Origin of the sequence: Collinsella sp. CLA-ER-H11 (assembly GCF_040092445.1) — a bacterium.
In the GTDB taxonomy this organism is placed as follows: Bacteria; Actinomycetota; Coriobacteriia; order Coriobacteriales; family Coriobacteriaceae; genus Collinsella.
Map to the genome: position 1 here is coordinate 1 of NZ_JBBNLN010000031.1, position 1,296 is coordinate 1,296.

Consider the following 1,296-nt stretch of genomic DNA (forward strand, 5'->3'; position numbering starts at 1 on the left):
AAAATCCCGCCGCTTCGGTGTCCAGCTTAGCCCCGTGTATTGTCGGCGCATGTCCACTCGACCAGTGAGCTGTTACGCACTCTTTGAATGGATGGCTGCTTCTAAGCCAACATCCTGGTTGTCTGGGCGGACGCACATCCTTTGCCACTCGGCTGGAACTTGGGGACCTTAGCGGGCGGTCCGGGCTGTTTCCCTCTCGAGCACACAGCTTAGCCCACATGCTCTGACTGCCGCGCTCTGGGCCGCCGGCATTCGGAGTTCGGTTGGATTCGGTAGGCGGCGAAGCCCCCTCGTCCATCCGGTGCTCTACCTCCGGCGGTGAACGCGCGACGCTAGCCCTAAAGCTATTTCGGGGAGAACGAGATATCTCCGGGTTTGATTGGCCTTTCACCCCTATCCGCAGGTCATCGCCGCCGTTTTCAACCGACGTGCGTTCGGCCCTCCACGGGGTCTTACCCCCGCTTCAGCCTGCCCACGGATAGCTCACCCGGCTTCGCGTCCGCGGCGCGGGACTCAAGCGCCCTGTTAAGGCTCGCTTTCGCTACGGCTCCCTTTCGGTTAACCTCGCCCCGCGCCAGCGACTCGCTGGCTCATTCTACAAAAGGCACGCCGTCACACCCTTGAAGGGTGCTCCGACTGCTCGTGGGCGCACGGTTTCAGGTACTGTTTCACTCCCCTCCCGGGGTGCTTTTCACCTTTCCCTCACGGTACTGGTGCGCTATCGGTCACAGGGTAGTACTCAGGCTTGGATGGTGGTCCACCCAGGTTCGGACCGGGTTTCACGTGCCCGGCCCTACTCAGGGACCGCGTCGCGCCGTCCGGTCTGGGTTCGCGTACGGGGCTGTCACCCGCTGCGGCCGGCCCTCCCATGCCGTTCCGCTCCCCAGCCGGACCTGCGCCCGGGGGCGGCAGCCCCCGGATGCGCGGCCCTGCAACCCCGCCGGCGGAACCCCTGCCGGGTATCCCCGCTCGACGGTTTGGCCATCGGTCCCCTTTCGCTCGCCGCTACTCGGGGAGTCTCGAGATTGATTTCCTCTCCTCCGGGTACTTAGATGTTTCAGTTCCCCGGGTTGTCCTCCCGGCCCCTATGTGTTCAGGGTCGGGATATCCGTACTGCTACGGATGGGTTCGCCCATTCGGAGACCCCCGGGTCGAAGGATGTGTGCTCCTCGCCGGGGATTATCGCAGCTTGCCGCGTCCTTCATCGGCTCCCTGTGCCAAGGCATCCGCCGTGCGCCCGTGGTATCTTGCGGGACCGCTCTCGGGCCCGCGGGATATCCACGTGTCGCTAATTAA

The 1,296-nt window shown here is 64.2% G+C and carries 1 rRNA gene; it reads right to left on the reverse strand.

Features of this window, described 5'->3' with window-relative positions:
• Positions 1–1,253 (reverse strand): 23S ribosomal RNA (locus AAAX35_RS09575); the annotation flags it as partial.
• Between the last annotated feature and the right edge of the window lie 43 nt (positions 1,254–1,296).